The organism is Pseudoalteromonas sp. HM-SA03, from assembly GCF_002289345.1.
Taxonomy (GTDB): domain Bacteria; phylum Pseudomonadota; class Gammaproteobacteria; order Enterobacterales; family Alteromonadaceae; genus Pseudoalteromonas.
In genome coordinates this window covers 24,270-30,780 of the sequence record NZ_NSDG01000110.1, presented here as the reverse complement: position 1 = coordinate 30,780, position 6,511 = coordinate 24,270, and the positions used below count along the sequence as shown (strand labels likewise).

At 41.0% G+C, this 6,511-nt stretch carries 6 protein-coding genes; 2 read left to right on the top strand and 4 right to left on the bottom strand.

What is annotated here, in order from left to right:
- Positions 1 to 92 precede the first annotated feature (92 nt).
- Genes CKO50_RS21200 through CKO50_RS21190 form a run of 3 tightly spaced genes read right to left on the bottom strand, consistent with a single transcriptional unit; the run spans position 93 to position 3,325 of the window.
- Positions 93 to 1,133, bottom strand: a complete 1,041-nt coding sequence (locus CKO50_RS21200; protein ID WP_255230867.1) for a hypothetical protein — start codon at positions 1,131 to 1,133, stop codon at positions 93 to 95.
- Complete coding sequence (locus CKO50_RS21195; protein ID WP_095729778.1) at positions 1,081 to 1,698, bottom strand: penicillin-binding protein activator LpoB; 618 nt, start codon at positions 1,696 to 1,698, stop codon at positions 1,081 to 1,083. Before CKO50_RS21195 ends, CKO50_RS21200 begins: the two co-directional genes overlap by 53 nt.
- Positions 1,699 to 1,702: 4 nt before the next feature.
- The gene (locus CKO50_RS21190) at positions 1,703 to 3,325 is read right to left on the bottom strand and encodes a hypothetical protein (RefSeq protein ID WP_255230864.1); all 1,623 of its coding nucleotides are present in this window, start codon (positions 3,323 to 3,325) and stop codon (positions 1,703 to 1,705) included.
- Positions 3,326 to 3,540: 215 nt separating this feature from the next.
- Between CKO50_RS21190 and CKO50_RS21185 the strand changes: the two genes are divergently transcribed.
- The gene (locus tag CKO50_RS21185) at positions 3,541 to 4,119 is read left to right on the top strand and encodes an LPP20 family lipoprotein (RefSeq protein WP_095729776.1); all 579 of its coding nucleotides are present in this window, start codon (positions 3,541 to 3,543) and stop codon (positions 4,117 to 4,119) included.
- 42 nt (positions 4,120 to 4,161) lie between these two features.
- A complete protein-coding gene (locus CKO50_RS21180) occupies positions 4,162 to 5,487 on the top strand; it encodes a murein transglycosylase domain-containing protein (protein ID WP_095729775.1) in 1,326 nt (441 codons plus the stop codon).
- Positions 5,488 to 5,502: 15 nt separating this feature from the next.
- Here the strand turns inward: CKO50_RS21180 and CKO50_RS21175 are convergent, their stop codons facing one another.
- On the bottom strand, positions 5,503 to 6,399 hold the full coding sequence (locus CKO50_RS21175) for a TIGR01777 family oxidoreductase (protein ID WP_095729774.1): 897 nt from the start codon (positions 6,397 to 6,399) through the stop codon (positions 5,503 to 5,505).
- Positions 6,400 to 6,511 lie beyond the last annotated feature (112 nt).

The following is a 6,511-nucleotide window of genomic DNA, read 5'->3' as shown; positions in this document are numbered from 1 at the left end:
CTCTCTAAACTCACTACGCTTATTAGATCAAAGGGCTAGATCTGTGTCCAGCCCTTTTTCAACAGTCTGAGGCCCTTTATAAGGGCCTTACTTTAGATTTTGCTATCAATGATTAACATCGTCAGCTTTTTACTTAGCATTTTTGCTGACTTTTCTTCGGCATTAGTCTTGGCCATATTTTCAAAACTAGACGCTGCTTTTATTTGTGCAGAAACATGCGCCTTTTCTTTATCGTTTTCCATGAGTTTTAAACTCGAGTTGGCAAAAACATAATAAGTGCTGTTTTTCTTCACGTCTTCGAAATCAACGCTAAAATTAATTTGAAAGTCTGCACTTTGTTTTTCACCCACAACAGTAAGACCTTGCTTAGTCAAGCTTTCAGCTAGCTGGTTGCGGATAGATTCCTGTCCCCAAAACGTTGATGAAATACTAAAAGTTAACGACTGAATAAAATCATTTAGCATTTTGTTTTTGTTGCTCACTGCGGCTGGTATGGCAATACTACCGCCGCCTAATTGCCTGTGATACTCGTTTGCTTTGCGTCTTTTGGCAATTAACCGCTTAATTGCCATTGCTTCTTTTAATTTTTCGGAATTGGTTAGTGCCGAAATAGTCGCGTTACTGATCTCTTCGTCAAGCTGTCTAATATCAAGCTCAGCGTGCATTATCGACTCAATCTTGTTAAATGAGGCAAGGGCATAGGCCGTTTTTTGCTCTGAGGAGTAAAACTCCTGCTCAATATTGATCCCCTGTAATTGTATGCTTGGGACTCGAGAATATAAAATCTCATCCACTCGATACGAAAAATCGCCATTAGCCTGACTTTGAGCAACTTGTGTTGTTCCTTCAATTTCCACATTTAACTGTTTGGCAATCGCTAATCTTGCTGCTTCTTGGGCGGCAAGTTTGGCTTCTGTCCTATCTACAATATGACTCGCTGAGCCCACGCCATACACTAGATAATCGGAACTCGGCTGCTGTGTAGCCCAAATGGGTAAGCTTTCTTCCTTTGCAACAGCCTGCTTAGTAGACTGACAGGCAGATAAACTAAGTAGAATACACAGAGGTAACGCTAGACGCTTAGTAACCATACCCACTGCGCTCTTGAAGTTTTTGAATTTTCTTCTGTCCATTCCACACCTCTCGGTTAGTCGTCATGTCTATTAATCGAAGGTCTACCTGATAGAAAGTGACTCGACTACCACCTTGTTCATCAACAAATGAGTTAATTGTGCCGGATAGTGCATAATCAGCACCTTGCTCTTGGCCGATCTCATTACGAGTTTCGAGACTTGAATTGAGCTCTTGGTCTCGCCTTTCCTCACGAATTTCATCTCGTACATAGCGGTTTGCGACGAAGTCAGCTTGCCCGCTTCGCAATATAGCGCGCTTGAGGTCATTCAAAAAAGTGTCAACTGCAATATGCTGGTGCGACTTGTTACGAACAGATTGAATAATGATAGCGGGTCGAGTGCCTTCTTTGGCACGGTGTTCACGTACCCAAGGGAAGCCGAGCATATCGCTTATCATTGCTTCAGCGACTAACTGAGAGTCTTTGGCATTCCATTTATCTGAAAGCGCTATTTCTTCATTGGTGTCCACGCGACTCACTTTGGTTGTTGAAGAACAACCCGTCATCGCTGCGCAAGATGCGATGAGCATTGGGACAACTAATTTAACTGCAAATTTAGGCTTCATGTATTCAGTCCATGTTAGTTAAAGATGATAAATAATTTTGTTTTTCTGGTTCAGCTACACCGGTGAAGGTGCGAATGTGGCTGAGCAATGGTGCTGTTTGAGTCAGCGGTATATCCTGTTTAATTACTCTGCCAGTCCTTAATTGGGTTTGCAATTGCAGGTGAGTGGTATTTTCGGGTAATTTCACTCGAGCCACTCTAATCTCACTCGGTAAAGATTGCCATTGCCTTGTGTCTGCCGCCGCTGTAATGGCGTTGGTGACAGATGATGTTAGCTGAGCAAGCCCTGCCAATAGCGAGTTCTGCTGAATACCAACTTGTTTTATAGCTTTACTTGCTGTGACTGCTTTTAACACTTCTCGAGAAATAGCGGTGTAAATTTCCATATTGGCATTACCTAGCGCGTCATACAGTGTGAGTAAGTTTACCGAATAAAAGGGATGTAATTCTGTAAGTTTTTGTCCGTTAGCGAAAAGCGCAACATGTTGGACATCGTTTTTATGAGGCTGCAAGTAGGTAACCGAGATTCTACTGCCATATTTGAGTGCATCAATCACCCCCTCGTCAACGGCTTTTTGCCATAACCTATCACCGAGAGGTAAGCGTTTTGTGACAGTGCCTAATACAACATCGCTAAAATCACCCGTTGCATAGTTTTGAATGAGGTCAAACAGACTGGTATCAGCAAACATTAAATTAAACCATGCGAATTGGGCTTGGCGTTCTTCTTTTGTTCCCCAATAAATCGGTGTAATCACTATCGCTTTCGCTTCTTCATCAGGTCTAAGGTAAAGATTGAACTCTTTGCGTTGCGGTGATACTCCTAAGCTTTGAACTAATGTGAAGTAGTCTTCTTCCTTGTCTGCAACCATTCTGTTGAGATCTTGCTGTGCTTGTTGGCTTGCATATTGACCTAGTTTGTATTGTTTACTAAAGCCATTTTTGTATGCGTTTACCGCTCGTTCATATTGGATCCGGGCACTATCTAGCTCGCCTTGTTGCTCATATAAAACGCCGCTTAAATACTGTGCAAACGCATCGTCTTTATACTCAAGTTCACCGCTGATAAATGGTTGATTAAAAATAGCTTTAAAAATTTGCTCAATATCACTTCCTGCTTTTTGTTGATTTACGTAGCCTCCGGTTTGCTGCTGTAATTGAGAGAGGTATAAGTCCAGTTGGCGCATTTCCGTCAGTGCAGAGTCATACATAGCAACGCGGTTTACCTTCGATGCGTTTGCCAACGACACATAATTAAGCGCCATTAGTGTATGGATCATGGGCCTATGAAAAGCGCGACCAGTATATTTTTTGTAACTTGCGCCAGTAAAAGTAGAAAAAAGCTGGTTGCTGATGCTGACAGTGTAAGCTGCTTCAATGATTTCCTTTGCGTGGGAAAGATGTTGATTACTTAATTCATAATGGTGTTGTAAATGAGCTAACATGCCTGATTCAAGATAATACAATAGCTCGTCACGAGATGAGTTTTTATAGGCATAGTCAATACGCTGCTGGGCTGAGATAAAATCTCCTTGCTTCACGTATTCTATGGCTTGTTTGTTGGCTTTAGGGGTTAAGTTACAGCCGCTCAGCATCAAGCAACCTGTAAAGATAAAGATCTTTATCATGAAGTTATACAAATCAATTTGGAATCGCATTCCTTGCATACTTGTTCTTATAATGGCAGTGTTGTTGTGTTCAATCATATAACAATAAATTAAATAGTAAAAAATTGAATTGAAAGTGCTAAATTGTTAAAAATCGTTTTTACAATTTATTACTGTTAATCAATAATTTTTTTGATAAATTTTATTCCGTAATCAGGGCAATTAAGGAACCCAACATGAAAGCAAAACAACTACTTATATCAGTGGCCGTTATAGGGATACTATCGGCTTGTAGTTCAAGTAAAGACGATGCGGCTTCAAGTCCAAGAGTTAATATTCCAGAATGGGTCCTCAATCCAACAATCGAAGATGGTATAGCGGCAGCAGATTGTGTGAAATACTCAGGCAATATTTCAATCGATCAAAAAATGGCGGTTGCAAATGCACGTCTTGCTCTTGCTCAGCAGATTGAAACACGCATCGAAGGCCTTGATAAGACATTCGCGAACCGTACAGATGCAAACGAGGACACAACGGTAGGCGCAACCTTTAGCTCTGTATCCAAACAACTTACCAAACAAACATTAAATGGTTCTCGTATCGTTAAGGCCGATGTTATCGATATTTCTGGTAAAGACTATTTCTGTGCATTGACGACGTTATCACCTGATCAGACTAAAGAACTTTTCAAAGATTTGATCAAAGAAAGTAAGCGCAATGTAAACCCTCAGGATGAAAAGTTTTTATATCAAGAATTTAAAGCTTACAAAGCGGAAAAAGATCTTGAGAAGGAAATTGCAAGGCTAACTAATTAAAGCGTGAGTTTCACGCTTTAATTTTTTGATAAGGAACGCTTTATGCGCAAATCGGTATACTCATTTTTAGTCATGGCGTTAAGTGCCATTCCAAGTGCAGTTGCGAGTCAAGCTCAGCTATTTGAAGAGCTGTCAGAGAAAATGTCACGTTGGCAAACCTCTGAGCCTAGTGATGAAGAGCTGAGCGAGTTTGAGCAATATAAACGCCAACAATTAAGTGAGTTTGCTGATTATGTCGAAGAGCATTTTGAAGAGTACGATGCCTTTCGTGATAACGTGATCCAACAGTGGGGAGATATAACGGTTTCTGATCAAGCTGCATTTGTCACCTACAGTGATGATTTATCATCCAGAATGGTTGTCGACTTTGAAGCAAATGAACTGGTTGTAAGCATTAGGCATTCGGCAGATGAAAAGGTATCTCAGGCTCAACTTCGAGCTCTATATAAAGAATTTATCGCGAAAGACCGTGCAGTCATTGATGTATTTAATGCTGATACGCTCGCGATAAACCAAAGTGAAACAACAAAACGTGAAGTGGATAACGCAGCTCGTGCAAAAGCGTTGATCGCAGCGAAAAAGCAAATAGATAGCCAATTCGAACAACAGCAACGCTATATAGAACGCCAGACGGATGAGGCCATCATTGACGGCGAAGATACAAAATTAGCAGAGGCTCAACAACAAGCGCAACGGAAAAAGCTTGAATTGTTAAAGCAAAAACGTCTTAAAAAACTATTAGAAACTGCAAGTAATACCGGTAAAAGTGAAGCAACAGTCGTATCTGAAATCGTGCTTAAGCTACCCAAACAGACTGAACTTTCCAAGCATCGCGCAGAACGTTATGTTAGCCAAGTGAATGCACAAGCGGAGCGCTTTGACATTGAGCCAAGTTTAATTTTTGCGGTTATGCACACCGAAAGCCACTTTAACCCAATGGCAAAGTCACACATTCCTGCGTTTGGTTTGATGCAGATAGTACCGACGAGTGCGGGTGTTGATGTAAACCGTATGTTGTACAATCGTGATGAACCGATGTCGGCGCCTTATTTATATGTGACGGACAATAATATTGAAGCGGGGACAGCTTACCTGAATATTCTCGATAAACGCTATTTGAGTAAAATACAGAATCCAGTTAGTCGTAAGTATTGCATTATTGCGGCTTATAATACGGGAGCTGGCAATGTTGCCCGTGTGTTTAATGCTGATGACTCGAGATCAATCACAAAAGCAGCAAAGATAATTAATTCACTCTCGCCAAAAAACGTACTAGCAGCGCTAGAAAAAAGTTTACCGTATGATGAAACCAAACATTATCTGGACAAAGTCTTAACGCGAGAAAAGCTCTATATCCCATCTGAATAAAGTATTGCACAAAAGTTATAAGTTAAGTGCGTTCAAAGCATCTTTAATGTGATCGTGGCGGAATCGGTAACCTGAATCGAGAAGCTTTTTTGGTATGACGCATTGGCCGTACAATAGCAATTCTGACATTTCACCATATGCCAATTTGAGGACAAACGGTGGTACTGTAAATAGGCAAGGCCGTGAGATCGCGCGCGCTAAGGCTTGAGAAAGTTGCTTATTTGATACTGGATTAGGGGCTGTTGCATTAATAGCACCGCAGATCTCGTCATGTTTAAGGATATACAGGATCGCCTGAATCATATCGTCGATATGGATCCAAGACATCACTTGTCTTCCTGAACCAATCGGACCGCCAACACCAAATCGAAAAGGCGGTAACATTTTATCTAAAGCACCTCCCGATTTTGAAAGCACAATGCCTGTTCTTATTATACATACTCGAGTTTGGCTGGAACTGGCTCTAAAGGCGGTATCTTCCCAATCTCGGCACAGCCTATGGGAGAATTCATCATGGTAATCCTTGAAATCTTCAGTGATGGCCAAGTTATCCGGTTGGCGTCCATAAAAACCTATTGCACTACCTGAAATAAGTACTTTAGGTGGTGACGTTGCGGTATTTATCGCTGCAACGATTTGCTCAGTGATTTTTATTCGGCTATTGTAGATCTCTTGTTTTTTTTCTTTGCTCCACCGGCCATTAGCTATAGGTTCACCCGCAAGATTAATGACCGCATCAAGTGCATTAAAGTCGACATCATCAGTATCGGTAACGCAGCCAACTCCACTTGGTAATAGGCTTGCAGCTTTTGAAGGCGAACGGGTCAGAGCAATCAGATTATGTTTGTGTACTAAAAATTGGCATAACTTTTTACCAATTAATCCTGTTGCGCCTGTTATGAATATATTCATTCTCAATACTCTTTATTGTAATCAAATAAACCTACGTTTTAGCAAGGAGTTAGATCACTCATTTTCATTATAGGTGGTTTGTTTTAGAATGGTAAAAAAGCAAAAGGAGTGA

Bases quoted from the DNA above. Each gene is read 5' to 3' on its own strand.
- CKO50_RS21200 (WP_255230867.1), bottom strand. From the start codon at position 1,133: ATGGACAGAAGAAAATTCAAAAACTTCAAGAGCGCAGTGGGTATGGTT.
- CKO50_RS21195 (WP_095729778.1), bottom strand. From the start codon at position 1,698: ATGAAGCCTAAATTTGCAGTTAAATTAGTTGTCCCAATGCTCATCGCA.
- CKO50_RS21190 (WP_255230864.1), bottom strand. From the start codon at position 3,325: ATGATAAAGATCTTTATCTTTACAGGTTGCTTGATGCTGAGCGGCTGT.
- CKO50_RS21185 (WP_095729776.1), top strand. From the start codon at position 3,541: ATGAAAGCAAAACAACTACTTATATCAGTGGCCGTTATAGGGATACTA.
- CKO50_RS21180 (WP_095729775.1), top strand. From the start codon at position 4,162: ATGCGCAAATCGGTATACTCATTTTTAGTCATGGCGTTAAGTGCCATT.
- CKO50_RS21175 (WP_095729774.1), bottom strand. From the start codon at position 6,399: ATGAATATATTCATAACAGGCGCAACAGGATTAATTGGTAAAAAGTTA.